Here is a 25,602-nt window from a genome sequence, read left to right as displayed (position 1 = left end):
CCGCATGTCCACATCGCATCCGCTCAACCAGGCCGTGATTGCCCAGGCGCTGTATGACCTTCGCAACGGCCAACTGCGCCGCTGCAAGGCCATGGGCTTCGGCGAGGCCGAGCTGGATGCGCTCAAGCACCCCGCGCTGATCAGCGTGCTGGCCAACGCCAGCGTCTCGTGGTGCTCGGTCACGGTCAACCGCGAAGTGCTGCAGCGCCTGCTCAACCAGGCACAGGACGTGGAGAAGGAAATCGCCACGGTCGATCGCATGCTGCGGCTGGGGGCCAGCACGGAGATGGTCAGCCGCTTCTATGGCCTGACCCATCAGGAAGTCGCCCTGCGGCGGGAGATCCTCGGCCTGCCCAAGCGCAAGGGGCGCCACCCCGTCCTGGACGAGACCCAGGACACCGAACTTTGGCGGCAATGGAAAGCCGTGACCAGCAGCAGGAACGTCGATCTGGAGGATGAGACCTCGATTCTCGATGCGGCCATGGACCTGGCCGAGGGCATGTCACTGCCGCTCTCGGTGGTCTGGGCCGCGATCAGGAACTGGGTCGATCAGGGATTGGACTAGGCCATGGCCGTGGACGACACCGCCCCACGAGCCCAGCGCCCTGGCCCCATCGCACTCGCCGACCTGTTCGACGCTGCGCTGAAGGACCTCACGCCCAATCCAAATCCCCGCGCGCCAGCGCCCATGGCAGTGCCCACGCCTGCGGCGTCCGGCGACGCCTTCCTATTCAGTGGCAATCGGCACGAGAGCGTGCCGCGGCGGCTGTTCGTCGACCGCCGCCTGACACCGCTGGAGCGCAACGCCTGGCAGGTGTTCCGGCTGATGCTCAACGACGACGGCGTCACGACGTTCCCGACCTATGAGCAGTTGCGCCCATGGCTGGCGTCCATGCCCTGCGCGGGACAAGCCTCCCACGAGACCGTCGCGCGGGCGCTGACGCTGCTGCGCCTGACGCGCTGGCTGAGCCTCGTGCGACGACGGCGCGACCCCAAGACCGGCCGCATCCTCGGAAACCTCTACGTCCTGCACGACGAACCCCTGACACTGTTCGAGGCCATGCAGCTCGACGCCGACTACCTGGCCCTGGTCAGCCAGTCGCTGGGGCATTCCGCCAAGGCCGTCCAGGTGGTGGGACTCAACACCCTCCAGGAGATCGCGGACGACCCGATGTTGTCCGGACGCACCTTGCCGTCGCGGCTGCAAGTGCTCGCCGAGCGCCTGGCCGACCAGGGCATCACCGCCACCGCAAGTTATCCACAGGAGGATGCGATCCACGATTCCGAAGAAGGGCCCGCCAGCCTTCTTCGGAATGGCGAACGCCCTTCTTCGGAATCCGAAGCAGGGCCGAAACCCGCGCCAGACGGCGCTCTTCGGAATCCGAAGCAGGACCGTACAGTACGTAGTAGTCGTATTGATGAAGTACGTACTACCGCGCAGGCGCGCGCGCTGGGCGACCTGCAATGGCCCAAGCGTTTCGCGGAACTGAAGGCGGAACAGCAAGCCGGCGCCAGGATGGCGTTGCAGCAAGTGGACGCTGCCCTGCGGCAGGCTGTGCTGGACGAGTGGGCCGCACGGTGCGGCAAGCATGGCATCCGCAACCCCGCCGGGTACCTGTTCGGCATCATCCAGCGCGCCATGCGCGGCGAGTTCAATGCGTGGGCCAAGCAGACCAGCCCGGCAGCGCCAACACCATCGGCGGCGCGAGCGCCACCGCCCGAGCCGCCGCGCAACGTCGTGCCGCCCGCGGTGGCCCGGCAGCACATCGAGCGCCTGCGCGATCTGCTGCGCAAATCCTGAGCGCAGGGCCTGGCAAGGCCATGAAGCAGACCTCCTTGGCGGTCGGCAGAAACGGTCCCCAGGGGACGGCTGTGTGGTGAAACGCCGGACGACGGCGCGACATGCTGCGCAAAACCTGAGTAGAGCGCCTGCAAGACCATGAAGCAGACCTCCATGGCGCTCAACGGAACGGTCCCCTGGGGACGGCTGCGCGGCGAAGGATCGTGTCGAACGGCAGCGCGACGTGCGGTGCAGTACGCATACCGTCAACGACCGAGGCACGGAGCGCCAACGTGAATGCTCCGGCCTCCAAGGGACCGTTGCGCGCTGCGCCGCCAGCGCGCATAGAACCGGGGGCCGGCTCATTTCGGTTTGTTGACTGACTGCCTTCCGCTGCATGCGGATGCTGGCGGCTCCCTGTCCAACTGCGAGCGCTCACCATGGCAACCAGCAACGAACCATTGCAACTCAACCTCGGCTCCCTGCGCAGCGCGATGTCGCTGACGCTGCACACGCATCACGCTTCCCGCATCTGGCACGGCCGCGCCGCCGCCGAAGGGCGACCCGGCATCGTCGGCCTGAACGGCTACATCGCGGTGATGAATAAGATGAAGCGCGGCTCGGAGCAGGACGACCCCTACAGCGACTGGTGGATGCTGCGCATCGAGGACAAGCTCGACCAGACCAGGACCACGCTGCAGACCTTGCGCAAACAAGTGGACCAGGCACTGGCGGGCGTGCCTGCGGCATTGAGCCTGGGCGAGAACCTCAACGTGCAGCCCGTCAAGCTGCCGCTGTTCGTCAATGCGCAGTTGGGCTTTGCCGCCGTCTATCTCCTGGCCGACTACGACGACATCGCGCGCAAGCTGATCCTCGCCCACCACACCGCGCTGATCGACCGCAGCACTTTGGAGCGCTGGCTCAACGAGGGCGCGCACGCGCTGCGCAGCCTGTTCTCGCTGGCCCAGCAGTATCGCTATTCGGGCTGCACCCGCGACGATTTCGCGGCGAAGAATGCCGCAGCGCGGGCCGCGCTGGAGAAGTTCGGCGAGTTGCCGCAGGACGTGCTCGAAGGCACGCGCCGCTCGACGTTTGCGCCACCCATGGTGCGCCGTGGTCTGCAACAGCGCGGTGAGAATCCTGCCGCAGCCGCTACCAGCGTCGATGGTGATGCGGCCGCTGCTGCCGACCCGTCCGAAGGCGCAGCCACTGCCGGCGAGGACGAATCCGCATGAGCGATCTGAACCAGCCGACCCGCTACTTCCGGGGCCTGCAACAGGGAGCCTTCATGCGCCTGGAACACGCGGCCTCTCTAAAAGGCCTTTTAAAGCCTTTTAAAGGTAAAGGGGACTTGGAGGCCTGGGCCAGCCAGTGCTTCGCCATGCGCGACGAGTTGATCGGCCTGGCGCAGCGACAAGTGCTGCAACAGGCCGGTGGGCATCCCTTCCATCTGCTGCCCGTGGAACTGGCCCAGCAGACCACTGGCGCGGGAACGACGTTCCTGCGCTGGCGCAGGAACGACCGCTCGGCCATGGGCGTGGCCCTGTGGCAGGAGCTGATGGCGAGCACCAGCACGCCGGTCAACCTGCTGGCCGACCTGCACGCGATCGAGCTGCAGCGCATCACGCTGAACATGCAGATCAGCCTGTTGCACACCCTGGGTAGGCAGGCCCAGGAGTGCGCCAGCAAGGCCGCCGAGGCGGAAGACGCCTACCTGCGCCGGCTCGCGTCCATACCCCCCGGAGTGCGCGATCGGTGATCGCGTCGGGCACCCCAGCACGCGCCCGACGCCGACATGGCACGGGTATTTCAACCACCAAGGAGATTGCACCATGAGCACGCATTTTTCGGGCGAAGGCAACATCGGCTCGCCCCCCGAGTACCGGGAGTTCCCCAACGGCAACGACGAACCGCGGCGCTTGTTGCGGCTGAACGTGTATTTCGACAACCCCGTTCCCACCAAGGGCGGTGACTTCGAGGACCGCGGCGGCTTCTGGGCGCCGGTGGAAATCTGGCACCGCGACGCCGCACACTGGAAGGACCTTTACCAGAAGGGCATGCGCGTGCTGGTCGTCGGCCGCATGGAGCGCGAACCCTGGACCGACAACGAGGATCAGCCGCGCGAGACCTGGCAGATCAACGCGCGCAGCGTCGGCATCCTGCCGTTCCGCATCGAGTCCGTCGTTCTGAGCCCCAAATCGCAGGAGACCGCACAGGACGCGCAGCCCAAGCCCCAGGCCGCCCAGGAACCGGCAGCGTCGAAGGAGCCCAAGCGCAGGAAGTGATCCGGCGTGGGGGCGGCCGCAGTACGTTGCCGCCCCCCATGTCCTCGCGAGCTATCCCCAGGGGATAGCTCCATCAGCGTCCACCGGCTTCCGCGCGCTCCCGAACATCGCGGCTCCCGGCTCGCACACCGCCGGCCGCACGCCATCCCGCCCAAGCCGTTCCATCGGCGTGAAAGCGGTCGCTGCCGCATGCAGCTTGTTTGCTGCTGCCCCAACAGGCGCTCGGCATCCTCGATCCCAGCAACTCCATGAACAACGGGAAGCGGATGGACGGACATGCGGCTGTTTCTGTGCGAGAAGCCCTCCCAGGGCAAAGACATCGGCCGGATTCTCGGCGCCACGCAGCGCGGTGAAGGCTGCCTCAACGGCTCCGGTGTCACGGTCACCTGGTGCATCGGCCATCTCGTCGAAGCGGCAGCACCCGAGGTCTATGACGCGGCGCTCAAGCGCTGGTCGCTGGAACAGCTGCCCATCATTCCCCAGCAGTGGCGGGTCGAGGTCAAGCCGAAGACCGCCACGCAATTCAAGGTCGTCAAAGCGCTTCTGGCGAAGGCGACCCAGCTTGTCATCGCCACTGACGCCGACCGCGAAGGCGAACTGATCGCACGCGAGATCATCGACCTGTGCGGCTACCGCGGTCCCATCGAACGCCTGTGGCTGTCGGCGCTCAACGATGCGTCCATCCGCACCGCGCTCGCCAAGCTGCGGCCCTCGGCCGAGACGCTGCCGATGTATTACTCGGCGCTGGCGCGCTCGCGCGCCGACTGGCTCGTGGGCATGAACCTCAGCCGGCTGTTCACCGTGCTCGGGCGGCAGGCCGGCTACGATGGCGTGCTGTCGGTCGGGCGTGTACAGACCCCGACGCTCAAACTCGTGGTGGACCGCGACCGAGAGATCGCGGCCTTCGTGTCCGTGCCGTACTGGGCCATCGACGTGTCGCTGTCCGCAGGCGGTCAGACGTTCACCGCGCAGTGGGTGGCACCCGATGCCAGCACCGACGACGCCGGCCGCTGCCTGCGGCAGCCCGTCGCACAGCAGGCCGCGCAGCAGATCCGCGCCGCGGGCAGTGCCCAGGTGGTGTCGGTCGAGACCGAGCGCGTGCGCGAAGGCCCGCCGCTGCTGTTCGACCTGGGCACCTTGCAGGAAGTCTGTTCCAAGCAGCTTGGGCTGGACGTGCAGGAAACCTTGGAGATCGCCCAGGCCCTGTACGAGACGCACAAGGCCACGACGTACCCGCGCTCGGATTCGGGCTACCTGCCCGAAAGCATGTTCGCCGAAGTGCCCACGGTCCTGGACAGCCTGCTCAAGACCGATCCCACGCTGGCCCAGATCATGGGCCAGCTCGACCGCACCCAGCGCTCGCGCGCCTGGAACGACGGCAAGGTGACGGCGCACCACGGCATCATCCCGACGCTCGAACCCGCGAATCTCTCCGCCATGAGCGAGAAGGAACGGGCGTTGTACCGGCTGATCCGGGCACATTACCTGGCCCAGTTCCTCCCGCACCACGAGTTCGACCGCACCGTGGCGGATCTCTCCTGCGGCCAGCAGAAGCTGGTGGCCACGGGCAAGCAGGTCGTCGCCCGCGGCTGGCGCCTGGTGCTGGCCGAGTCCGAACGTGAAGGCAGCGCCGATGAGGATGGCGACGCCCCCGTGCGCACCCAGGTGCTGCCTGCGCTGCGTGACGGGATGGCATGCCAGGTCGCCGGGGCCGACATCAAGGCCCTCAAGACGATGCCGCCCAAGCCCTATACCCAGGGCGAACTGGTCAAGGCGATGAAGGGCGTTGCGCGTTTCGTGACCGACCCGCGCCTGAAGCAGAAGCTCAAGGACACGACGGGCATCGGCACCGAGGCGACGCGGGCCAACATCATCAGCGGGCTGATCGCCCGCGGCTATATCGTGAAGAAGGGGCGCTCCATCCGCGCATCGGATGCGGCGTTCACGCTGATCGACGCCGTGCCCGCGGCGATTGCCGACCCCGGCACCACCGCCGTCTGGGAACAGGCGCTGGACATGATCGAGGGCGGACAACTCACCCTGGATGTGTTCATCGGCAAGCAGGCCGCCTGGATTTCGCAGTTGATCGCGCAATACGGCAGCACGTCCCTGTCCATCAAGGTTCCCCAAGGACCGGCTTGTCCGCAGTGCGGCGCACCCACGCGCCAGCGAACCGGCAAGAGCGGCCCGTTCTGGTCGTGCAGTCGCTACCCCGACTGCAAAGGCACGCTGCCGGTGGCAACCGGCACGTCCAGGCGTGGTGCCTCGCGTCCACGCCGTACCAGTGGCGGTGGCCGCAAAGGCGCCTGACCGCCCCCGTTCCCCGTGAGCCATGCCCGCCATCGGCGGCGTGGCCCGTGTCCCGCATGCCCTGCGGGACGCCCCAGCGCGCAACGCCTTCTTGCTCCGTGTGCGCGTCCCGTCCGGCCGGCCCCGGCCGCGGGACCTGAAGGTGGCTTCTCCGCGAACCGCACCCCGCGCGTTCTCCTCGTCTGCATTCCTTCCGCCGCTGCGAAGGGTCCCCCGATGGCTTGCCTGTGCGAGCCATCCGGAGACCCTTCGCGGTCAGCGGTATTCGGTGCCGGTGCCCGCCGGCGCAAAAACGGGCTCCCTTTGTGCGCGGATGTGCGCCAGACGATGCCGGCCCCAGCCACGACATGGGCCGGGTGTGATTGCTGGATGAGCAGACGGTTCTAGCGACGACCGGGCCTGCCAATCAGCCCACGGGTGGTTCTTCTTTCCTCCCGAGCCGAAGGCCCCTGGGGCCTTCGGCGCCTTTCTCCTGCCTTTCAACGCCCCGGCCAGGGCGATGGCCCTGCGCCACACGAACGGGAGACCCACATGACCGCCAACATTGCAATCCGCCTCACTACGCACCGCCGATGCACCGAACTGCAAGGCGATCGGCAATTCCATGGCCGTGCTGTGCGTCGCGTGGCTGGGGACGCCGGCTGGTGCAGTACCTGCACAAGACGGGATCGATCGCTTCGGATTGATGCAAGACGCGGCCGGCGGGTCGCGCGATCCTCCCTCCTGCATTGCCGACGCATCGGCAACAGCCAGCAGCCAGGGTGTCCAGACTGCCGTGGGTTCCGCCCACGCCACCCGCCAGTTCGCCCCGGCATCTCTCCGGCGAACGCTGCCCACCGGGCATCGATGCCACCTTCCTCCAACCCACGGGATGTATGCCGCGTCCCGTCAGGGGCGTGTCGTCAACCCGGTCGATATCAGGACTTCCCATGGACACCATCACCCGACAAGACCGCATCACCCTCAAGAACCTCAAGGTCGCGGATTTCGCGAGCGAGGAAACGCTGTGCTTCACCGCCACCGTCATGTTCGACGGCAGGCCCATCGCCGAAGCCCGCAACGACGGACACGGCGGCTCGACGTTCGTGCGCGCGTTGCAAGGCCAGGCCGCGCTGCTGGCCCAGGCCGAGGAATTCGCCAAGAGCCTGCCGCCGGCATCGCTCGACGTCGAACGCGAAGACGACGAGCCGCTTCTCATCGACATGACGCTCGACTTCCTAGTGGACCAATTGGCCGATGCCATGCACGCGGAGCGCAAGCTGCGCACCGCGTTCAACCGCGACATCGGCAACAAGGTGCTGTTCATCAAGGACGGCAGGCTGCTGTTCCTCAAGGGCATCAAGCTCAAGGCCATTGCCGACCGCGCAGCGTATTTCGCAAAGCTGCGCAGCCGACAGGACCAGCCCATCGTCATCCTGGCCGAGCTGCCAGCGGACGAGGCATTCGCCATCTGGAAGCAGCATGTCCTGGGCGACAAGCCCCGCTGATCCAGCCTCACCGCACCGTCATGACCGCCCCGCACTTGCTGCGGGGCTTTTCTTTGTCTCTGCGTACATCAATCGGGGCTGGACCAGATGCCGATTTCCAACTGACGTGGCGCGCCCCCCCCACGAAGCTGCCCGCATGCTCGCTGATTCGTCAGCACATGCCAGCAGCCAGGGTTTCAGGCTGCCGCGGGGTTCTCCCCGCGCAACCCACCAGTCCGCATCGCATCCATTGCGCGGACGCACGTCGCCAAGACGCTGATGCTTTTTTTCAACCGCGTGCGGGAGCTGCCATCCCGTGAGGGACAGGGCCCCGCTTTTCCAAGGAGCCCATCCATGTCCCAGCAAGCCTCTTTCGGCCGATTCGGTCAATTGGCCTTGACCTACTGCGGCAAGTTCCTGCCGCTCGAAGTCCTGCACAGCGCCGCCGGCCACTACATCGGCACGCGCGATACCGAAGGTCCCGTTTCGCGGGAATCTCGTGAGTACTTCCGCAGCCATGCCGCGGCTCAACGTGCCCTCGAAAGAGGCGGCTGGTCCCAGCTCGCCGTTCCCTGATCCAACTGGAGGAATCACGTCATGAACCAGCTACTGCCGCAGGAAGTCGTCGATCAGATCGTTCGGGAAGAACGGCATTTCAGCGCCGCGCCCCAAGCCTTTTTCGAGGCATGGAAGCGTGGTGTCGAGATCGCCGGCCCGCAATGGTTTGGCGATGGCACCCGTGAAGGTCTGAACCAGGCCAAGAGCAAGTGGGATCTGCGCCCCGACATGCTGCGCCTCAACGACGCCCTCGGCGTCCTGAGCAGCGGGGAACGCATGTTCCTGTCCGCGATGGTCAGCTTCTACAACGCGCGCGAGGGCGGTGCCATGCTCAAGCGCTGCCACTTCAACGGGTTGTCGGACTTCGACGGCCTCGATCTGCCTCGTCGCCAGGTGATCGCCGACCTGCTGCTGAACTACAGCGGTTGGTGAGCCGGTCCCCGGCACACCTTCATCACTGCGTTCACGCGACCCCATGAGGGACATGCGCCTCGCCCGAGGCCATGTCCCTCGCGTTTCTCCCCGCCCAGTGCCATCCGGCATCAGGCGGTTCCCCTGCGGATGCCATCGTCCGCAAGGGCTGGCTCCGTTCATTCATCGAAAGGAGCCTTCATGGCCAACAATTACTACGAAGCCACCGGCGTTCTCGTGCTCGACCGTGTGACGCCCGTCATCCAGGCGCTGTTCGGCGCCTTCGCGCTGGACGAGAGCCATCCCGGCAACGGGCAGGCCTACATCGCCCAGATCGCCGAGACCACCAATCCGCAATGGCCGGACGTGCTCGATGGCCTGGAAGACCTGGCCACGCAACTCGGCATTCCGATGCCGGACGACGAAGGGCTTTCGATCCCGCCGCTGCTCGAACTGCTCGCCGTGCACTTCGGTGCCGATGAGGACGAAGAGCTGGGGAACTTGATCGAGCGTCATTCGTTCGAGGACACCGCCGATCTCGACGCATTGTTTCTGATCGCCACCCGATTCGATGACGGCCACCACCTGACCGCCATCCAGTTCGAGGGATGCTGGTATTGCAGCAAGCCGCGGCTGTTCGAGTTCGGCGGCAACGGCTGCTACCTGAGCCGCGAGGTCCGCGTCATCAGTTCCTCCTCGCAGGCCCTCCAGCTCGGCGACCAACTGCGCAAGGCCATTGTGGCCGCCGACATCGAAGAGGCCTCGGCCCTGATTGCGCTGGAGACCATCAATCTGCTGGCGGGCGTCAGCGACGAGCCATTCCGCATGAATTTGCGCCGACGCGTCGCCGAGCGATTGGCCCAAACGCCAACGATCAGCGTCACCTGACGCTGTTTCCTTTCTTTCCACCCACCGGGGTCAATTCCCGGTGGCGGGGATTGGCTCCATCATTATTCTGTTGGAGAAATCCCATGTCCCAGAATCCCAATCCCTTTCTACGCGGCTACTGGAATCTGAAAATCGTCCGCACGCTGTCCATCAGCCACGAGGACGGAAGCCCGCATGTCTGGCGAAACATCCACCAGAGCCAAGAACACCTCTCCGATGAGGAGCTGGTTTCAGCATCCTGCATCGTCACCAGCGATTTCGCCGTAGTCAGCAATGGCCCAGACTCCGTGAGTGCCGAGGTGCTGGCCGAACGCGATGCCGGTGAAGGCGCCTACGGCGTGGTGGGTGCCGTGGTGTACGCGATCCACGGCGACGACTTCGACGGCCGCCCCGTCCACATTGGCGACACTTATTCGGCCGAGGCCGCACGGGAAGTCGTGCAGCGGTTGAGCTTCGAGACCGGCTACTACAGCCGGTGCTGGGAAATCAGCAGCGCGCACATCAGCCACGAAACCGGCCAGTACCTGGCCAACCTGGCTGACCTCGCGACGCCGGAGGCCTTTTTGTTCGTTGCGTTCCGGCTTCCCTACAGCCCGGCGATCGGCGTCAAGCTAATCTCCACGCCCTGGACGGACCAACACCTGCAGGACGTCGAGGGGATCACTGCCGAGCAGCTTCGGCAGGAGCACCGCAGCAAGGGCATGCCGGACGACCTGGCACAGATCCTTGCACTGGCCGGTCAGGCCGATCTGCGCATCCTCATCCTCGATGCCGACGCACTCGTGTTGCCGGGCCTCCCGCTGGCCGGCGAATAGCTGCCACACACATCCCCGGCCTTCCTTTTCATCACCGCATGCCGGCCCGTCTCCCACCAGGGAGCCGGGCCGGCGCACTTTCACAGGAGCGATCCCATGTTCCCCGACCTCATCACACCCGCATCCGACTTTGAGCACCAGCTTGGAGCCTGCGTCAACGCCATGAGCCAGGACGATGCCATCGGCCAGATCCTGGTATTCGAGCGCATGCGTGGCGGCCTGCACATGCGCCATATCGCCAGCGCCGACCTAATGAACACCGACATTGACGACTACGACATGGCCGTCTTCGACGGTGGCAATACCAGCGGCGATGCATGGAAACATGTCTTCTTCCCGCGTCAGCGCGAGCACTACTTCGTTTACGAAGCCTGACCCAACCAGCCCCTTCCGAGGGGCTTTTTCTTGCCCGCGGCGCCGGAAAGCGGGCGCGGCTCGGTGCGCTTTCCTGCGGGCCGGTCGCCCATTCCGGACGGCATCCTTGCTTCCATGTTCGTCGGCGTTGCCGGCACATGCCCAGGCAGTCGAGACCTTCGAGGCTGCAAGCGCGGGAAACCGTGCTGGTCGATTCTTCCTACGGACCTACCGCGTCCATCCACGCCACCCACAAGGGACCTCTCCCTTGCGGGCGGGGAATCCCTTGTTTTTCCTCAAGGAGTTTCCCCATGGACCGTTCCCTCATCAAATCCATGATGCCTTCGCTGGTCGCAGGCCATGTGCCCCGCAACGTGCGATCGTTCAAGTACCGCGTGTTCGATGATCAGCCGCTGTCCTCAACGCTGGGCTTTGCCATCGACCCCCAACCCTTCGACGGCAAGGTGGTCGCTGCGACCGACGATGCCATCGTCGTCAAGCTCAAGCCTTCCGAGTTCGCGGTGCTCGATCCCAGCCTGGTGACCACGGTTCCTGCCGAAGGCGCCAAGGTGCATGTCCAACCCTATGCCCGTCGTCGCTTCGACGGACTGCGCGCGGACACGCCGGAGGTCATCACCGAGAAGACTTCGGACGGCACGCCGTACACCATCACGAGGCACATCCTCGGCTCGGCGCCGGCCAAGCTGCCCATTCCCACGCCGCAGTGCATGGAGTTGGGCCAGCTCATCGAGCAGTTGGAAGAGATGCCGGCCCCCGATCGCTTCCGGCGCATCACCCACATGCTGGTGGATGCCGGTGCCCGCGACTTCACCTGGGTCGATCCCACGCCCTCCAAGATCATCGAGACCCCGCCGGCGATCAGCTTCACGGTCTCGACCGCGAAGTTCGAGGGCCGGGTGACGATCCTCTACGACCGCGGCGGAGACACCTACGTGGTGGAACTGCACCGTCAGAACGGTGAATCGGTCGAACTGGTCGATCGGCACGACGAGTTGTATTTCGACATGCTCGGCGAAGTGCTGGAGCGGCTCATCGACGACGGGCGCTGGCGCCAGATCGACGTGAGCATCCTCGACGCGAAGGCGGCCCGTAAGCGCCAAGCCGTCCCGGCATGACGCCCCTCGGCTGACCCGAGGCACCCGCCACGGCGTTCCAGCCATTCCGGCCGCGTGACCTACAGGCCCTTCATCCCATCGGGTGGAGGGCCTTTCTCTTTTTTTAACACAGGAGATTTCATCCATGTCACTGCGATTCAAAGGCGCCGACCTGCGCCCCGTGCTGACCGAAGCCATCGCCAATCAGTGCCGCATCGTCCTGGTCAAGGACCAGGGCGTGTACTTCCTCGCCGAGCGTGGGGAGCGTCGCCCGGATGGACGCCAGCAACTGCTCGCCTACGCCGTCGGCTGCAACCCGGACACCGACCCGTTCGATGACTGGTGGCACCTCGCCGGCCGCGAGCTGGGTGGCGACGATTTTGCGGAGTATTTCGACCCGAAGGACGGCCTGTTCACGCGCCTCCTGCACTCGGCGGACGATCTCGTGCTGTCCGCCACCGCCACGCACCTGTCCTTGGCCGTGGTGCCTCCCGCCTGAAGCGGCAACCGCCGCGCAGCCCTCGCAGCCCCCGCACCGGGGGCTTTCTTTTGTTCGCACCGCGGCCATCGCCGCGCATGCGCGTTCGTCTCCAGCCGCCAAGGCACGCCCCGCGGGCCACAGCGCCGGCATGCCACCGGAGACGACCGCATGAACACATCATCGACCTCGCCGAGGCTGCACCTGCTGCCGGTGTCGCTGCGCACGGCCAACGTCTTCGTGCTGGCACACCATCACCGTCCGGTCCAGGCTGCGAAGTTCGCCCTGGCCGTCACGCTGGTCGACAGCGACCTGATCCGCGGCGTGGCCATCGTCGGCCGGCCGGTCGCGCGGCACCTGGACGATGGCTGGACGCGGGAAGTCACACGGCTGTGCACCGACAGCACACCCAACGCCTGCAGCAAGCTATACGGCGCGGCCTGGCAGGCGGCAAAGTCGCTGGGCTACATCCGCCTGATCACCTACACCTTACCCGACGAAGGCGGCGCCAGCCCGCGCGCCGCCGGCTGGCGGCTGATTGGCGCGCGCGGCGGCGGCGCCTGGAGCCGTCCCAGCCTCCCCCTCGCCGATACCCCGAGCACCTGCGCCGCCCCAAATGCCTGTGGCAGGCGCCGGGCGGCGCGGACAAAGGGAAGCACCCGGATGCCGATTGATTGCTGCCGCGCGCGCGAGGCCCGGCCATGCTGACCCCATGCCTGCTGACGTTGTCAGCGACATGCCAGGCAACCATCGGTCTTCGAGGTTGCGGCGCAGTTCCCACTGCGTGACCGAGCCAGCTCGCACCGCATCCATCCGCGAGCGGCCACCAGCCTCTGGTGGCGGATGCTTTCGCCTTATCAACCCACCGCGGGGTTACGCACCTTCCCCGCATGCGTGGGCCGGTGTGTCTCCGCTTCATCCCAATGGAGATTCACCATGAACACCACGTCCAACGAGAAATCGTATTTCGACCTCCACGCCTCGGGCATCGGCTACGTCCAGCGTGTCCGTGAAGTGCCCGTCCGGGGCGGCCGCCGTGCGCAGCCGTTCCTGGCTTGCACCATCGCCGCGCTGGTCGGCCCCGCCCGGGACCCCAGCTACCGCTACTTCGACGTCAAGGTCTCGGGTGCCGAGGCCAAGAAGCTCGTTCAGCGCTACATCGGCGTTGACGATCCCAAGCAGCGCCCGCTGGTGCGCTTTCGCCTCGGTGACCTGTGGGGCGATGCGTACATCCGCGACAAGGGTGAGCAGAAGGGTCAGGCCGCCGCGTCCCTCAAGGCGCGACTGCTCAAGGCCGAACTGATCGACCGGGCCGAACTGGCTTCGATCGAGCAGCACGAGCTGATCACCCGCGGCATCGGCTATCTCAATCGTGTGAAGGACGTCACCCCAAAGGCTGGCGACTCGTTCCTCTCTTGCACCGTCGCGGCACTGGCAGGGCCTGTCGATGAACCGGAGTATCGGTACTTCGACACCATCGTCGCCACCCCGGAAGCCGAGCACCTGGTTCGCCGGTGCGTTCAGGCCATCGAGGGTGACCGCAAGGTGCTGATCGCCTTCCGTCTGAACGACATGAAGATCGATCCGTACATCCGCACCAAGGGTGAGCACGCCGGGGAGCCGGCCGCAAGCCTGGAATCGACGCTGGTCCACATCGGTCTCATCAAGATCGACGGCACCCAGGTCTATCCGACGAGCCAGGCGCAACCCGAGGCGCCGCCGGCCGAAGACGCATCCGCGTCCGAAGCCGACGACGCCATCGACACGGCCACCGAGCCCGCCGAGCGCGAGCCCGAGGCGCAAGTCGAAGAGCAGGAGCCGGCATTGGCTGCTTCGTTCTGATACGGCATGGCCCCTCACGGGGCCTTGTCGCTTCTCTTCCCGCATCCGCCGCGTCCCCATGACGCGCGCTTGCGCATTTCATCCCCCGAGTTCCGCGTGGTCTCACCGCCGCGCGGTTGTCGCATTTCTCAAAGGAGATCAGCCATGTCTCTGGCATCCCGTTTTGCTCCGCAATCCCCGATCCTGCGCTCCGATCGTCCACTCTCGGACGACCGCATTCGTGCCGTCGTTCCGTCGATCTTCGCCGACGCTCCGCATGGGAGTCGGTCCGATCGATATGCCTACATACCGACCTCGACCGTGCTGACCAAGCTGCGCCAGGAGGGCTTCGAGCCCTTCATGGTGTGCCAGACACGCGTGCGCAACGAAGACCGGCGCGAGTACACGAAGCACCTCATCCGACTTCGCCATGCGAGCCAGATCAACGGCGACGAGGCGAACGAGATCATCCTGCTCAACAGCCACGACGGCACGAGCAGCTATCAGATGCTCGCCGGCATGTTCCGGTTCGTCTGCCACAACGGCCTGGTTTGCGGTGACACCACCGCCGACATCCGCGTTCCCCACAAGGGCGACGTGGCCAGCCAGGTGATCGAAGGTGCCTACGGAGTCCTCGAAGGCTTCGAGCGCGTGCAGAACGCGCGCGATGCGATGCGCACCATCAACCTCGATGAGGGCGAAGCGGAGGTCTTTGCAAACTCCGCGCTCGCACTCAAGTACGACGATCCAGCCAAGTCCACGCCTGTCACGGAGAGCCAACTGCTGGCACCCCGGCGATGGGACGACCGCAAGAACGACCTGTGGGCCGTCTTCAACCGCGTCCAGGAGAACCTCGTCAAAGGAGGCCTGAACGGACGCAAGGCCAACGGCCGCAATCAGCGCACCCGTCCGGTGCAAGGCATCGACCAGAACCTGCGCCTGAACCGGGCGTTGTGGCTGCTGGCCGAAGGCATGCGCCAGCTCAAGGCGTGATGCCACGCGGACCTCGCCCACCTCGGGCGAGGCCATTCCTCTCATCCACCGGGTGCCGTCGGCGGCCCGTCATTCATCATCAGGAGAACCATCATGGCAACCCCATCGGCTTCCGAGAAATCGGTTGCGCCCATCGTCGTCCCCGGCCAGCTCACGCTGCGTACCATCCGCGGCAAGAACGGCCCGTTCACGGTTGGCCGCCTCGCCACGCACCTCGGTACTTTCGAGGTCAAAGACCCGGAGCTGGAGCAGTACCCCGAAGGCAAGTACGACGGGGAATTCATCATCAGGTACATCTTCCCGAAGTCCTATCCGGTCGGCGGCGGCATGCGGTTCGAGATCCGTGCCAGCCTCGACGGCATGACGCTCAACGGCATCGACAAACTCAGCCGCGACGAAGCCCGCAGCTTCGCCACCCAGGACGTCGATCCGCTCGATGAAGAGCAAGGGGCGCAGCCTGCGACAACGCCGGCCAAGCCGACCAAAGCGTCCAGGCCCGCCAAGCCCGCACCCGTGCAGGCGTCCGCGGACCCGATGGTCGATACCACGCCCTTTGGCGTGGATGCGCCGCCACCTGCTGAGGCTGCTGCCCCCGGCAGCACCCAAGACGGTGACCCCGCGCTCTTCGGCCTGCTGTGGCCGCTGGGCGAGTCCGTGAAACTGGATTCGACCATCGACCGCCGCGCTTTGCGTGCACAGATCGCCCGCCTGGGCGAGCTGGGCTACGCGCTGGACTTCAAGACGCAGGAGTGGAGCCGCCAGGCCGAACTGCAACCTGCGTGATCGTAGACGCCGCATGCGCGGTGTTCTTCATCCACCCGCCGGGGTTCCTTCCCCATGCGGGGGAGGCCCTGGCCATCTTCTGGAGGTCTTCATCATGTCCACCATCGCTTGCGATATCCCCCGCTCCGCGCTGGATGAACCCGCGTGGCGGGCTCTCTGCGAGACGGCAGCCGCACAAGCCACCAAGGGTTGCGGACTGTCTCACGACTACTACGTCGAACGCTTCAGTTCGGCGATCGACGCGCAACTCGGTCGATTGCCGGAAGAACAGCGCGCACAGGCGCTGAAGATCGCACAGGAATGGGACTACGCAACACCGGCCGAACGGCAGGAAACCCAGGACTGGAATGCGGAGCATGGCTACTGCTCGCATGGGATCGAGTTCGGCTACTGCCCGGCCGGTTGTGATCGCGACGATGACGACTGGGGCTGAGGGCAAAGCATAGGTTCCTTCGTCGCACACGCGGCATTCCATCACCCGCTGGGGGTTCTCCCCCACGGGGAGGCTTCCGGCTCCATTCTTCAGGAGGCCTCTCATGGGCTGGTATTTCTCCCCCCAATCGCGGTCTGAATTGATCGCGGAACTGATCGCACCGCAAGTGACCGAGCGCGCCAGCGTCAAGGTCATCGCCCACGCGCTGCGCGGCAACGTCCTCTGGTCCGTCGCGGAAGTGACGGCCAGGGCCGAAGGCGTGCATCGTGATCTCGCACCGGGCCAGTCCCTGCGCTACATCCGTTGCGATCTGCTGGAACGCAGCGGCAACCAGTGGGGCTACAAGCCGCTGGACGAGTCCATGCACCCGTACTACTACTCGTGCCCGTTGAGCTACCTCGACATGGCGCCGGAGCAGTCCGCCGACTGGCGTGCAGGCGTTCGCGCCTACCACGCGCGGCGGCGCACCCCCACGGCATCCACGGCACCCGCCGCGGCGCTGTTGGCCTGAGCCAGGAGGAACCGACATGGACCCGATCCTGGCTGCGCTCCCCGCCTCGCTGTTGAAACTCGTTGAAGGCAGTTTGTCCAACGACGAAGTTTCCTCCGACGAGGAAATGCTGGGGTACTTCATCGACAACGGCCTCACCGAGGAGCAGGCACGGCAGGCACTGACCTACCGCGACCAGTACCTCAACAACATCTACCTGGACGGCTTCACGCCGATCACCGCGGTGGACGAGGCGCTTCACTTCAATCCGCACACCCGGCAGTTCGAGCCGGACTGAGCGACTTTCTCCCACCCCCTGGGGCAGTACTTGCCCCAGGGGGGCGGTGCTGTTCCCGTTCATCCGAGGACACCACCATGCCCGCAAACACTTCTTCCACGCTGTACCGCATCGACGAATGCCCGGACGTGATGGCCGACGCCTGCGTCGGCGATGACCAGGGCAACCTGATCTTCCTGTCCATCTGGGCACGCGACACCGCCGTCCAGCAGTTCCTCGCTCGCCTGACCCTCGGGCGCGACGAGCAAGGACTGGACCAGTTCCACGTCATCACCAACCAGGGCGGCAGCGTCCCGGTGTTCATCGGCAACGTCGATCGACTGGAAAAGCGCATCACGCGCGCCTACCGGCGAACGCTGTTCGGATCGCTCTCCAACGTGTGGCTGTTCGACCGGCGCTGCGTCAAGCCCGACAAGGCCAACGCCAGCGCGCTGGCATTGCTGCCACGCGATAGCGCCCACCGGCTTGACCGCCTGTGGATGCTGGTGCGGGACACCTGCCCGTTGCCGCTGCTCGACCACTGGCGCGAGACCGTGCTGGAACTGCTGCAAACCCGCGAGATGCTGGCCCGCCTTCCGTTCGCCCTCGGGCCACTGGAAGGCCATCGGCTCGCCATCGACGTGCCGGCGCTGACCCTGGCGCTGGGTTCCCTGATCCGCAGTGACGTGCTCACCGCCTATCCCTATCCGGCCAAGATCTGGACGCCGGAAGCGGTAGCGGCTTGACCCACCCTCGGAGGCACGCCTTGGCGTGCTTCCGCCATTCCTTCCCGCCAACCAGGAGACTTCCATGGCCCTCATGTTCCCGCGGCTCGCCCGCAATTTCGCCAAGAACGGTTACTACCCGACCGACGAACCCACGCTCGAAAGAGCCCTCAACGCACTGATGCCCAGCGACGGGCCGATGTGCATCCTCGATCCCTGCGCCGGCGAAGGCGTGGCGATCGCCGAAGCCGCCCATGCCCTCGGGCGCGAGCAGGCCAAGGCGTTCGCCGTCGAGTTCGACGCGGAGCGGGCACGCCATGCCCGCGGCCTGGTCGATCACTGCCTGCACGCGGACCTGATGGACACGATGGTCTCCAAGCAGTCGTTCGGGCTGCTCTGGCTCAACCCGCCGTATGGCGACCTGTCCAAGGACGTCAACGGCAACATCGGCTACCAAGGTCAGGGACGTGCCCGCCTCGAAAAGCTGTTCTATCAGCGCAGTCTGTCGTTGCTGCAATACGGCGGCGTTCTGGTCTTCATCGTCCCCGGCTACGTGCTCGACGCGGAACTGGTCGGCTGGCTGACACGCCACTACACGGACCTGCGCATCTACCGAGCGGTGGAGACGCAGTTCAAGCAGGTGGTGATCTTCGGACGCCGGGTGCGCCAGCGCGAGCTGGCGTCGGATTCGGGCAAGGCCGTGCGCAATCTGCTGCTGCAGATTGGGCTTGGCGAAGTCGAACCCGAGGAACTGCCGAGCGATTGGCCGTTCCTGCCGTACATCGTCCCCGCCAGTCCGGCCGAGCCGGAGTATTTCTTCCGCGTGACGATGGAGCCCGAGCAGTTCGCCGATGAAGTCGGCAGGCTGCAAGGCCTCTGGCCGTCGCTGGACACGCACCTGGGGGCCGCGCAGCAGTCGCTGCGTCCACCGGCGCGGGCCTTGTCCCACTGGCATCTCGCCCTGGCTCTGGCCGCGGGCGCGATCTCGGGGGTTGTGCGCTCCAAGACCGGGCGCGTGCTCGTCGTCAAAGGTGACACCCACAAGGACAAGACGCTCCAGCGGGAATTCACCGAACGGGAAGACGGCTCCATCGCCGAGACCCGCATCCTCACCGACAAGTTCGTGCCCGTCATCCGCGCATGGGACATGACGCCTGGCTCCCCGACACGGGGCGAGGTGCTGACCATCCGCTGATCCACCGGACGCCCGACGTCCCGCTGCACTTCATCGAAGGAGAAACACCATGTTCCCCAATCCGTTCAAGCGGCCCGCGCCGCACAAGCAACCCTTGTTCGCACCGGCCTCGTTGCAGTTGAGCGAGAAGGTGCATTGGCTGGCCCGCCGAGGTCTCATCGACCCCTTGTCCTATGTGCAGCGCCACGTGCGCGGCGACTGGGGCGAGATCGACGAGGCCACCCGCCAGGCCAACGATGTCGCACTCGATCAGGACAACCTGATGATCTCCCAGTACCGGATCACGCCGGAACTGGTGTTGATCGTGAAGACCAGCGAAGACCACCAGACCACGGTGGTCCAGCTTCCCGAAGAGCGCGACCTGATCTGAAGGCACCGCCTCGTCATCCCATCCACCTGACGGAGCCACTTCACTCCGCCAGGGGTGTCGTGGCTCAATAACCTTTCAAGGAGGAGCCCATGGCATCACATCGCATCGAAACCTACTGCCAGAGGCTGGCGTTCCCCATCGGGGCGCTTATCTTCAGCAGAGCCGTTGACCACCTGGTCCGCGCAGGTCGGCTCGACCCGATCCCGTACTTCAGGCGCCACACCCGTGGCGACTGGGGAGACGTCAACGTCCAGCAATGGCAGGCCAACAGCACCGCGCTTCAATCAGGTGCTTCGCTGGAGTCGCACTACGTGATCCACCCAGGGCTGGCCATTCGCATCGTTACCGACGCGCAGCGCAGCGCCACCGTCATCGTGTTGCCGTCCGAGGACTGAGCACGGTTCACCCGCAGGCCACCCAGGCCCGCACCTTCAACCTTCGGCCACGCGCCGATTCTCTTCCCACTCCGGGGCATGCCATTGCCCCGTTGGGGGTGGTGCATGCCCCATTTTCTTTGGAGCATCACCATGTCCCTCGATCTCGAAACCACTACCGCTGAAGCCACGCCCGTGCAGGGCGAACTGCTCGACGCGGAATCCAACCCTCTGACCCTGAGCCTTCAGGATTTCGTCGGCGAGTTCGGCGACGAACTGCTCGACGCCCTCAACAGCGCCAATCCGCCGGTCTATACCGGCCAACCGCAGGCGCACCGGCAAGTCATCGTCGCCAGCCTCAAGCGCAAGCTGTTCCCGGCCCAGGCCGAAGTCGTCCACGCTGCTGCCGAACTGCTGATCGACCGTGGCGAACGCGCCGCGATCGTCAACGGCGAGATGGGCTGCGGCAAGACGACCGTCGGCATCGCCACGGCCGCCGTCCTCAACGCCGAAGGCTACCGCCGCACCCTGGTGCTTTCGCCACCGCACCTTGTTTACAAGTGGCGGCGCGAGATCCAGGAGACGGTAGCGGGCGCCAAAGTGTGGGTGCTCAACGGGCCGGATACGCTCGTCAAGCTCATCAAGCTGCGTGAGCAGTTGGGTGTGCAGCCCACGGGTCAGGAGTTCTTCGTCCTGGGCCGCGTGAGGATGCGGATGGGCTTCCACTGGAAGCCCGTCTTCACCACGCGGCGCACCCGCCACGGCGACGTGGCAGCGTGCCCGGACTGCGGCACGGTCATCACCGACCTCGACGGCGAGCCGGTCAACCCGGTCGCGCTCGAAGCCGAGGAGTACCGCAGGAAGTGTGGCCATTGCGCTGCGCCCCTGTGGACGCTGATCCGCCCGAGAAGCCTGTCCGGCAGCGACCAATCCTCGGCCGTCCTCAAAGCCTTGAAGCGCATCCCGACCATCGGGGAAATCACCGCGCAGAAGCTCATGAAGCGCTTCGGTGATGGTTTCCTTGCCTCGATGTTGGGGGACAACGTGCATGAGTTCATCAACCTCATGGACGGCAACGGCGAGCTGGTGTTTTCCGACCGTCAGGCCACGCGCATGGAACGTGCGATGGCCAGCATGGAGTTTGGCTTCGGTGAGGGCGGCTACCAACCGTCCGAGTTTATCAAGAGATACCTTCCGCAAGGCACGTTCGACCTGCTCGTCGCCGACGAGGCCCATGAGTACAAGAACGGTGGCAGTGCCCAAGGCCAGGCCATGGGCGTGCTGGCGGCGAAGGCTCGCAAGACCTTGCTGCTGACCGGCACGCTGATGGGCGGCTATGGTGATGATCTCTTTCACCTGCTGTTCCGAGCCCTTCCGGGGCGGATGATCGAAGACGGCTACCGCCCGACCACGAGCGGCAGCATGACCTCGGCCGCGATGGCGTTCATGCGCGATCACGGGGTCTTGAAGGACATCTATTCCGAGAGCACCGGCACGGCGCACAAGACGGCCAAGGGCACCAAGGTATCGGTGCGCACGGTCAAGGCCCCGGGCTTCGGCCCCAAGGGCGTACTTCGTTGCATCCTGCCGTTCACGATCTTCCTCAAGCTCAAGGACATCGGCGGCAACGTCCTGCCGCCGTATGACGAGGAGTTCCGCGAAGTCGCGATGGACACGGCGCAAGCCGCGGCCTACCGCGATCTGGCGGGTCGGCTGACCGCGGAGCTGAAACAGGCTCTGGCGCGACGCGATACGACCTTGCTGGGTGTGGTCCTCAACGTGCTGCTGGCCTGGCCGGATTGCTGCTTCCGGTCGGAGACCGTGGTGCATCCGCGCACGCGCAACACCCTGGCGTTCGTCCCGGCTCAGTTCAACGAGTTCGAGATCAGCCCCAAGGAGCGTGAGCTGATCGACATCTGCAAAGAGGAGAAGGCGCAGGGGCGCAAGGTCCTCGCCTACACGGTCTATACCGGCACGCGCGACACCACGTCGCGCCTGAAGGTGCTGCTGGAGCAGGAAGGTTTTCGGGTGGCAGTGCTGCGCGCAAGCGTGGATGCCAGTCGTCGCGAGGACTGGATCGCCGAGCAACTGGACCGTGGCATCGACGTGCTCATCACCAATCCCGAATTGGTCAAGACGGGATTGGACCTGTTGGACTTCCCGACGATTGTGTTCATGCAGTCTGGCTACAACGTCTATAGCCTTCAACAGGCGGCACGCCGCTCCTGGCGCATCGGGCAGAAACAGCACGTGCGCGTGATCTACCTCGGCTACGCTGCCACTTCGCAGATGACCTGCCTGGAGCTGATGGCCAAGAAGATCATGGTTTCGCAGTCCACCTCGGGCGACGTGCCCGAATCGGGGCTCGATGTCCTGAACCAGGACGGCGATTCCGTCGAGGTCGCACTGGCCCGGCAGCTTGTCGCCGCATGACACGTTCCACTTACGGCCCTTCGGGGCCGTTTTTTTTCCGCTCCCGGTAAATCGGGCGCTGCGTGGTTCGCATTGTTTGCTGCCGTTCGTGGCCAGAGCGGCGATGGTGAGGGCTCGATGTTTCAGGACGCCGAGCTATGTGCCCCTCTCCACCCTGGTTTCACCATCCCGAACGCCGCCTGCTGGCGGGATTTCTCGGCCTGCTGTGGTCGGTGCTGGCCGGTGGCTGCGCGACGACGACTGCGCCGGTCGCGCTCGACACCATCGAGGAAGTCTCGGCCGCGCCCGAACCCGAAGCGCCCGAGTACATCCCGGTCGTGCGCTACGCCCGCTACACACTGGTCGAACTGGCACCCATGGCAGCGCAGCGCGACCTGCTGTTGCAGACCATCGACGTGTCCATGCCCGAGGATGCACGCGCCACGGTCGGGGATGGGCTGCGGCACGTACTCAAACGCAGCGGCTACGGCCTGTGCCAGACCGCGCATGCCGTGATCGAACTGTACGCGCTGCCGCTGCCGGCGGCGCACCTGCATCTCGGTCCCATGACCTTGCGCGATGCACTGCTCACCCTGGCTGGGCCGGCCTGGGAACTGCACGCGGATGACCGCGCCCGACAGATTTGCTTCGACCGGCCCGGCGACCGCGTGGCCGTCGAACCCACGCCCGAGCCGAGCGCCGCCGATGCAGTGCAGACCTTCCCGCTGATGCCTTCCATTCCAGGAGGCCAGCCATGAATGCTCCGCAACCTTCGCGGCGCCCGACCGCCGCCGTGGTGGTGCAAAGCCTGCTCTGGCTCTGGCTGATCGGCCTCAGCGTCATCGTGGCGCTCGGCTACCTGGCGATGCGCGACCAAACCGACCAGGACCGGCTGGATTCACGCCTGCAACGCCTGGAAGCGCAGGCGACTGGCCTGGCCGAGACGATCGAGGCTATCCAGCAGCGTCCTGCCGTCGCAACGGCCGCTGACCTCAAAGATACCCGCCAAATCCTGGAAGCGCGCGCCGCCCAGGTGGAGAAGTCGCTGAACGGCTATGCCGCCGCCGACGATCTTCAGGCACTGCGCGCGGAGATCGAGCAGATCAAGACACGCCAGACCGCCGCGCGTGCCGCAGCGCCCGTCCAAGCACGCGCACCAAGCAAGCCCGCCGCCTCCAAGGCCGAACCGCCGCCACTGCCGTTCCGCGTCGTCGGCGCCGAACTGCGCGCCGGCCAGCGCAGCGTGTCGGTCGCGCCGACAGCCGGGGACCTCACACCCGACCAGCTTCAGGTGCTGCTGCCCGGTGATGCGGTCGGCCCATGGCGTTTGCAGGCGGTCGAGGGCAACACCGCGGTGTTCCAGGCCGGCGACCAGACGCGCCGCGTGGCGATCCCCTGACCGGAGCACACCCCATGAAGCCGTCGATCCTCCTTTCCGTACTCGTGCTGGCGTCGGTGCAGTGGCCCGCCTGGGCGCAGCAACCCGCCACGGCACCCGCGCGCAATGCACAGAGCCAGGAGCGCCCGCTGGCCGCCCGCGTGCTGGACGACCGGACGGCCAGCGAATGGGGTCTGCAACGGCAGGAATGGGAACGCTACCGCGAGCTGATGGACGGGCCGCTGGGTATCTACTCGCCCAACCTGGACCCGCTTTCCGCCCTGGGCATCGAGGCACGCACCGACGAAGAGCGGCGGCGCTACGCAGAACTGCAGGTGCAGGTCGAAGCGCGCCGCGTCGAGAAGCTGCTCGCCTACCAGCGCGCCTACGACGAAGCCTGGCAGCGTCTGAATCCGGGCATGCAGCGCGTGAACCTGCCTGATGACAAGCCGGGCGCTGTCGCCACGCGCGGCAGCGGCCGCATGGCGGTGTTCGTCAAGGACGGCTGCGCCGCCTGCGGGCAGCTCGTGCAGCGCCTGCAATCCTCGGGCGCGGAGTTCGACCTGTACATGGTGGGCAGCCGCCAGGACGACGCGCGCATTCGGGACTGGGCCAAGCGCGCGCAGATCGACCCGGCGCGCGTGCGGGCCGGCAGCATCACGCTCAACCACGACAGTGGCCGTTGGTTGGCGCTCGGCCTGTCCGGTGACTTGCCCGCCGCCGTGCGCGAGGTGAACGGCCAATGGCAGCGCCAGCCGTAGCCGCCCGCGTATCGCAGTTCTTGCGCGCACTGGTGCTCGCCGCTGGCCTGTACACCTGCACGGGCCATGCCCAGGAGGTTCCGCCACCGGCCTACCAGCTTGCCGCCCAGCGCGCAGGCATCCCCTCGACGGTGCTCTACGCCGTGGCCTTGCAGGAGAGCGGCCTCCGGCGCAACGGGCGCATCGTCCCATGGCCGTGGTCCCTCAACGTCGCCGGCCAGTCCCGCCGCTTCGCCACGCGGGCCGATGCCTGCGCCGGCCTGCAGCAGGCGATGCGCGCCACGCCGCACACGCGCATCGACGCGGGCCTGGGCCAGATCAACCTCGGCTACCACAAGCACCGCTTCACCAGCGCGTGCGACCTGCTGGACCCGTACCGCAACCTCGCCATCGCCGCCGAGATCCTGAAGGAGCAGCACACCTCCGGCGAGGACTGGCTGCTGGCGATCGGCCGCTACCACCGTCCTGCGGGTGGCGAGCCCGCCGCCCGCTATCGGCGCAGCGTGTCCCGCCACCTTGCCCGCGTGCAGGGCGCACGCCCAACCGCCGCGGTCCTCGCCGCGCGCCAGGAGACCTCCCCATGACGAAACCCCATCCGGCCCATCTCGCATTCACGGTCCTGCTCGTGCTGCTGGCAGGCCTGCCGCTGGCCTCGCGTGCCGGCGAGCCGCTGATCGTGGTCGAGGACCATGGCGGCACGTCGGCGCTGCCGTACTACGAGGCCCTGAACCTCCAGCCGCGCGCCAACGCGCCGGCCCGGCCACCCATCCCGACGCCCCGGGTTCCCGCCACGCCAGCGGACGAAGCCGCGATGCTGCCGGTGCGCAGCACCAAGCTCACGCCCGGCACCGTCGCGCGGCGCGTGATCGAAGCGCCCGGCCTGCGGCCGTTCGCGGTCATCGGCGACGACGAGGCTTCCCGGGCCTGGTTGCAGCGGCGCGGCGCGGCTTTGCGCGAACGCGGCGCGGTCGGCCTGGTGGTCAACGTCGAGACCGTGCAGGGCCTGGCACGGCTGCGTACCCTGGCGCCGGGCGTGCCCCTCGCGCCCGTGGCCGGAGACGACCTGGCCGATCGCCTGGGCCTGCGGCACTACCCGGCGCTGATCACGGCCACCGGCATCGAGCAATGAA

At 66.3% G+C, this 25,602-nt stretch carries 31 protein-coding genes; all 31 read left to right on the top strand.

What is annotated here, in order from left to right; all coding sequences use genetic code 11:
• Nucleotides 1-4 precede the first annotated feature (4 nt).
• The 31 genes from PE061_RS20350 to PE061_RS20200 all read left to right on the top strand — a co-directional run bounded on the left by PE061_RS20350 (nucleotide 5) and on the right by PE061_RS20200 (nucleotide 25,601).
• The gene (locus tag PE061_RS20350; protein WP_003050401.1) at nucleotides 5-565 is read left to right on the top strand and encodes a DUF2857 domain-containing protein; all 561 of its coding nucleotides are present in this window, start codon (nucleotides 5-7) and stop codon (nucleotides 563-565) included.
• Between the two features lie 3 nt (nucleotides 566-568).
• Nucleotides 569-1,801: an STY4528 family pathogenicity island replication protein gene (locus PE061_RS20345; RefSeq protein ID WP_271256967.1), complete on the top strand. Its 1,233-nt coding sequence runs from the start codon at nucleotides 569-571 to the stop codon at nucleotides 1,799-1,801.
• Between the two features lie 419 nt (nucleotides 1,802-2,220).
• On the top strand, nucleotides 2,221-3,015 hold the full coding sequence (locus PE061_RS20340) for a PFL_4669 family integrating conjugative element protein (protein ID WP_271256966.1): 795 nt from the start codon (nucleotides 2,221-2,223) through the stop codon (nucleotides 3,013-3,015).
• On the top strand, nucleotides 3,012-3,539 hold the full coding sequence (locus PE061_RS20335) for a DUF3158 family protein (protein ID WP_003050393.1): 528 nt from the start codon (nucleotides 3,012-3,014) through the stop codon (nucleotides 3,537-3,539). The genes PE061_RS20340 and PE061_RS20335 overlap by 4 nt, the downstream gene beginning before the upstream one ends.
• A gap of 73 nt (nucleotides 3,540-3,612) precedes the next feature.
• Nucleotides 3,613-4,065 (top strand): single-stranded DNA-binding protein, encoded by a 453-nt coding sequence (locus tag PE061_RS20330; RefSeq protein WP_003050391.1) that lies wholly within the window; start codon nucleotides 3,613-3,615, stop codon nucleotides 4,063-4,065.
• A 276-nt stretch (nucleotides 4,066-4,341) separates the two neighbouring features.
• Complete coding sequence (locus PE061_RS20325; RefSeq protein WP_018715759.1) at nucleotides 4,342-6,375, top strand: DNA topoisomerase III; 2,034 nt, start codon at nucleotides 4,342-4,344, stop codon at nucleotides 6,373-6,375.
• A gap of 929 nt (nucleotides 6,376-7,304) precedes the next feature.
• On the top strand, nucleotides 7,305-7,862 hold the full coding sequence (locus PE061_RS20320) for a hypothetical protein (protein ID WP_003050381.1): 558 nt from the start codon (nucleotides 7,305-7,307) through the stop codon (nucleotides 7,860-7,862).
• Nucleotides 7,863-8,195: 333 nt separating this feature from the next.
• A complete protein-coding gene (locus tag PE061_RS20315; RefSeq protein WP_003050378.1) occupies nucleotides 8,196-8,417 on the top strand; it encodes a hypothetical protein in 222 nt (73 codons plus the stop codon).
• A gap of 21 nt (nucleotides 8,418-8,438) precedes the next feature.
• Nucleotides 8,439-8,831 carry a hypothetical protein gene (locus PE061_RS20310; protein ID WP_003050375.1) on the top strand — a complete coding sequence of 131 codons (393 nt, stop codon included), beginning with the start codon at nucleotides 8,439-8,441 and terminating at the stop codon, nucleotides 8,829-8,831.
• Nucleotides 8,832-9,011: 180 nt separating this feature from the next.
• Nucleotides 9,012-9,698 carry a hypothetical protein gene (locus PE061_RS20305; RefSeq protein ID WP_003050366.1) on the top strand — a complete coding sequence of 229 codons (687 nt, stop codon included), beginning with the start codon at nucleotides 9,012-9,014 and terminating at the stop codon, nucleotides 9,696-9,698.
• Between the two features lie 83 nt (nucleotides 9,699-9,781).
• Nucleotides 9,782-10,513 (top strand): ABC transporter substrate-binding protein, encoded by a 732-nt coding sequence (locus PE061_RS20300; RefSeq protein WP_271256965.1) that lies wholly within the window; start codon nucleotides 9,782-9,784, stop codon nucleotides 10,511-10,513.
• Nucleotides 10,514-10,609: 96 nt separating this feature from the next.
• The gene (locus PE061_RS20295; RefSeq protein WP_271256964.1) at nucleotides 10,610-10,888 is read left to right on the top strand and encodes a uridylate kinase; all 279 of its coding nucleotides are present in this window, start codon (nucleotides 10,610-10,612) and stop codon (nucleotides 10,886-10,888) included.
• Between the two features lie 290 nt (nucleotides 10,889-11,178).
• The gene (locus tag PE061_RS20290) at nucleotides 11,179-12,003 is read left to right on the top strand and encodes a GTPase (protein ID WP_271256963.1); all 825 of its coding nucleotides are present in this window, start codon (nucleotides 11,179-11,181) and stop codon (nucleotides 12,001-12,003) included.
• 124 nt (nucleotides 12,004-12,127) lie between these two features.
• Entirely contained in the window at nucleotides 12,128-12,481 is a 354-nt protein-coding gene (locus PE061_RS20285; RefSeq protein WP_003050357.1) for a DUF3085 domain-containing protein, read from the top strand.
• A gap of 150 nt (nucleotides 12,482-12,631) precedes the next feature.
• Entirely contained in the window at nucleotides 12,632-13,168 is a 537-nt protein-coding gene (locus PE061_RS20280) for an XF1762 family protein (RefSeq protein WP_026320720.1), read from the top strand.
• Nucleotides 13,169-13,396: 228 nt separating this feature from the next.
• Nucleotides 13,397-14,302, top strand: coding sequence for a DUF3577 domain-containing protein (locus PE061_RS20275; protein ID WP_023656988.1), 906 nt, complete (start codon nucleotides 13,397-13,399; stop codon nucleotides 14,300-14,302).
• A 144-nt stretch (nucleotides 14,303-14,446) separates the two neighbouring features.
• Nucleotides 14,447-15,274, top strand: coding sequence for a DUF932 domain-containing protein (locus tag PE061_RS20270; RefSeq protein WP_003120024.1), 828 nt, complete (start codon nucleotides 14,447-14,449; stop codon nucleotides 15,272-15,274).
• A 93-nt stretch (nucleotides 15,275-15,367) separates the two neighbouring features.
• Nucleotides 15,368-16,057, top strand: a complete 690-nt coding sequence (locus tag PE061_RS20265) for a DUF3275 family protein (RefSeq protein ID WP_003050344.1) — start codon at nucleotides 15,368-15,370, stop codon at nucleotides 16,055-16,057.
• Between the two features lie 94 nt (nucleotides 16,058-16,151).
• The gene (locus PE061_RS20260) at nucleotides 16,152-16,490 is read left to right on the top strand and encodes a hypothetical protein (RefSeq protein ID WP_271256962.1); all 339 of its coding nucleotides are present in this window, start codon (nucleotides 16,152-16,154) and stop codon (nucleotides 16,488-16,490) included.
• 103 nt (nucleotides 16,491-16,593) lie between these two features.
• On the top strand, nucleotides 16,594-17,001 hold the full coding sequence (locus PE061_RS20255) for a hypothetical protein (protein WP_018715756.1): 408 nt from the start codon (nucleotides 16,594-16,596) through the stop codon (nucleotides 16,999-17,001).
• A gap of 16 nt (nucleotides 17,002-17,017) precedes the next feature.
• Nucleotides 17,018-17,278, top strand: coding sequence for a hypothetical protein (locus PE061_RS20250; protein ID WP_018715755.1), 261 nt, complete (start codon nucleotides 17,018-17,020; stop codon nucleotides 17,276-17,278).
• 77 nt (nucleotides 17,279-17,355) lie between these two features.
• On the top strand, nucleotides 17,356-18,003 hold the full coding sequence (locus tag PE061_RS20245; RefSeq protein ID WP_054667822.1) for a hypothetical protein: 648 nt from the start codon (nucleotides 17,356-17,358) through the stop codon (nucleotides 18,001-18,003).
• 25 nt (nucleotides 18,004-18,028) lie between these two features.
• Nucleotides 18,029-19,177 carry a DUF6094 domain-containing protein gene (locus PE061_RS20240; protein WP_256959041.1) on the top strand — a complete coding sequence of 383 codons (1,149 nt, stop codon included), beginning with the start codon at nucleotides 18,029-18,031 and terminating at the stop codon, nucleotides 19,175-19,177.
• 49 nt (nucleotides 19,178-19,226) lie between these two features.
• Entirely contained in the window at nucleotides 19,227-19,547 is a 321-nt protein-coding gene (locus tag PE061_RS20235; protein WP_003050315.1) for a hypothetical protein, read from the top strand.
• Between the two features lie 89 nt (nucleotides 19,548-19,636).
• A complete protein-coding gene (locus PE061_RS20230; protein WP_013520771.1) occupies nucleotides 19,637-19,942 on the top strand; it encodes a hypothetical protein in 306 nt (101 codons plus the stop codon).
• Nucleotides 19,943-20,074: 132 nt separating this feature from the next.
• Nucleotides 20,075-22,354, top strand: coding sequence for a helicase-related protein (locus tag PE061_RS20225; protein ID WP_013520772.1), 2,280 nt, complete (start codon nucleotides 20,075-20,077; stop codon nucleotides 22,352-22,354).
• A 137-nt stretch (nucleotides 22,355-22,491) separates the two neighbouring features.
• Nucleotides 22,492-23,091, top strand: coding sequence for a PilL N-terminal domain-containing protein (locus tag PE061_RS20220; RefSeq protein ID WP_013520773.1), 600 nt, complete (start codon nucleotides 22,492-22,494; stop codon nucleotides 23,089-23,091).
• Entirely contained in the window at nucleotides 23,088-23,732 is a 645-nt protein-coding gene (locus PE061_RS20215; protein WP_013520774.1) for a hypothetical protein, read from the top strand. The genes PE061_RS20220 and PE061_RS20215 overlap by 4 nt, the downstream gene beginning before the upstream one ends.
• Before the next feature lie 14 nt (nucleotides 23,733-23,746).
• Nucleotides 23,747-24,472, top strand: coding sequence for a TIGR03759 family integrating conjugative element protein (locus PE061_RS20210; RefSeq protein ID WP_013520775.1), 726 nt, complete (start codon nucleotides 23,747-23,749; stop codon nucleotides 24,470-24,472).
• A complete protein-coding gene (locus PE061_RS20205; protein ID WP_013520776.1) occupies nucleotides 24,454-25,056 on the top strand; it encodes a transglycosylase SLT domain-containing protein in 603 nt (200 codons plus the stop codon). The genes PE061_RS20210 and PE061_RS20205 overlap by 19 nt, the downstream gene beginning before the upstream one ends.
• Entirely contained in the window at nucleotides 25,053-25,601 is a 549-nt protein-coding gene (locus PE061_RS20200; RefSeq protein ID WP_013520777.1) for an integrating conjugative element protein, read from the top strand. The genes PE061_RS20205 and PE061_RS20200 overlap by 4 nt, the downstream gene beginning before the upstream one ends.
• The last annotated feature ends 1 nt before the right edge of the window (nucleotide 25,602 follow it).

Source organism: Sphingosinicella microcystinivorans (genome assembly GCF_027941835.1).
Taxonomy (GTDB): domain Bacteria; phylum Pseudomonadota; class Alphaproteobacteria; order Sphingomonadales; family Sphingomonadaceae; genus Sphingosinicella.
This window is presented reverse-complemented; position numbering and strand designations above follow the sequence as displayed.